The sequence below is a fragment of the Stenotrophomonas pictorum JCM 9942 genome, assembly GCF_001310775.1.
In the GTDB taxonomy this organism is placed as follows: domain Bacteria; phylum Pseudomonadota; class Gammaproteobacteria; order Xanthomonadales; family Xanthomonadaceae; genus Stenotrophomonas; species Stenotrophomonas pictorum.
In genome coordinates this window covers 1-2,195 of sequence record NZ_BAZI01000413.1, presented here as the reverse complement: position 1 = coordinate 2,195, position 2,195 = coordinate 1, and the positions used below count along the sequence as shown (strand labels likewise).

The following is a 2,195-nucleotide window of genomic DNA, read 5'->3' as shown; positions in this document are numbered from 1 at the left end:
GCACCACCGCGCGAACACCCGTGCCGCGCAGCGCCCGCTCGAGCTGCGGCACAGGCACCGCAGGCAGGAAGAAGGCACCGTCCCGCCCTGGCAACCGCCGGACCTCAACCCCCTCCCTGAGCAGGCGATTGATCACCAGCACGCTGTCATTGACCCGCGCATCCAGCAAATAACCGCGCGAGGAATGCGCCACAGGCAAGTCGACGGGCGTTTGCAGCTGCCCGATCGGCAGCGCCTCGAACGGGCCGGCAAAGCCGTGCATGACCCGATCAAAACTCACCCCCATCTGGTAGGCCAGCGTCCACCCCGCCGAGTCATACGGCGCGATCGGCGGACCACCGTCATATTCGAAATCGTGGGGATGATCCTGCGGTTCGAACATGTCCCGCACGTGCGGGCGGAAGGCCTGATCGCCACGCACCACGAAGGAACCGGCCGGGTATTTTTTGCCTGCGACCGTGAACTCACGCGAGGCGCGCATCACCTCCACACCGCCCAGCTGCAAGGCATCGACGAACTTCACCGCGGTCGGGAAATCCGCCTGGTCGGCCGGGATGATATAGCCACGCGCATCACGCTGATCGGGCTGGCGCAGCAGTTGCTGCACCTGCGCCGCGGCCAACGCGCCCTTGTCCCTGCCCGCTTTTTCCACCGCCAGCTTCGCCTGCGCCAGAGCTGTCGGACTTGGCGTCCAGCTGTCGCGGCTGCCCCGCTCGATCGAGTTGCGCCCCATGCGGTAGATGTTCAACAACAGCTGTTCACGGTTGCGCGAGGCGTAATCCAGCAGCGCCCAGTTGGCCGTCAGGCTGTAATCGATGGACTGGCGGAAATGCCAGGTCTGGGCCGCCACCGGCGCAGGCAGATTGCTGTCTGGCAACTGGCGCTCCGGAATGAACGGGATCTGCATCGGCGTCGGGTTGCCGGTGATCTCGGTCAGCACGCCCATCATGTTGTGGAAGTACGGCATTGTGCGCAGGCCGCCGTTCCACCACGTCGAGTACACGCTGCCACGCTTTGAAACCGCACCCGGCTTGCCCTCCTGCAGGTAGCGCAGGTTCATCGCCGACCCCAGCGCCTCCAGCCCGACCGGAATCATCGCGTCGATGTTGTAGTTGTACGGATCGCGATAGGGCGGGATCACGATCACCGTGCCCTTGGGCGAGGTCTGGTGGTGGTTGTAGACAATCTGCGGATACCAGCGGGTGTACATCGCCCGATTCAGGTTGCGCGTTTCCTGCAACGCCGCCATGTAGAAGTCACGGTTGTTGTCGTGCCCGGCGTACTTCTGGTACAGCCGCGGCGGCTTGTCGAGCACCCGCTTCTCGGGCACCGGCTCCCGCATGTACCAGTCCGCATACAGCTCCTGCCCGTCCGGGTTGGCATGGACCAGCAGGATGATGGTGTCCTCCAGAATGCGCCGGGTTTCGGCATCGTCGCGGCTGGCCAGCTGCCAGACCGTCTCGATCAGCTGGTGGGCGCCGACCGTCTCGTTGGCATGCAGGCCGCCATCGATCCACACCACCGCCTTGCCCTGCGCCGCCAGCGCCCGCGCGGTGGCCTCGTCATCCCGTGCCCGCGCCATGCGTCCGGACAGCGCCCGATATTCCTCCAGGCGGGCGAGATTGGCCGGCGACGATGCCACCAGCATCAACTGGGATCGCCCTTCCGAAGTCTTGCCCAGCTCCTGCAGCACGAACCGGTCGGAAGCGGCCGCCACTTTGCGGAAATACGCCTCCGTCTGCGTGTAGTTGGCGAGCATGTAGTCATCGCCGATATCGAATCCAAAATGCTCGCGCGGCGAAGGCGCAGCGGCCTGCCCCATACCTGCGGCCAGCAACATCACCAATGCAAGAGCGATACGCCCGCGCCATTGTCCAAATCCGTACTTCACTTCCTCTCCCCAGGAGCAGCCTTGCACCAGATACCGGCACGGCCACCCCGCAACAGCCATATTCGGCACCGGAGTCCGCGCATGCACACAGCCCCGACACCCCTGGCCCAGTCACCGTGAATACTCCGACGACAGGCAACAAAAAGACGCACGGACGCGGTTTTTCCGCCATCCCGTCGGCCGACCGAAACCACCCGAACACCTTATTGCAGGCAAGCAAACGAAGAAGGGCAGCCCAGAGGCTGCCCTTCCCGATGACATCCCGCCTGAAGCACCTTCTTTGAAGAAGGTGCTCGAACCGGGC

Annotated in this window: 1 protein-coding gene; it reads right to left on the bottom strand. The window is 64.5% G+C overall.

What is annotated here, in order from left to right:
- The coding region (locus JCM9942_RS14430; RefSeq protein WP_218185503.1) for a M14 family metallopeptidase at positions 1–1,891 on the bottom strand (1,891 nt) is incomplete at its 3' end.
- Positions 1,892–2,195 lie beyond the last annotated feature (304 nt).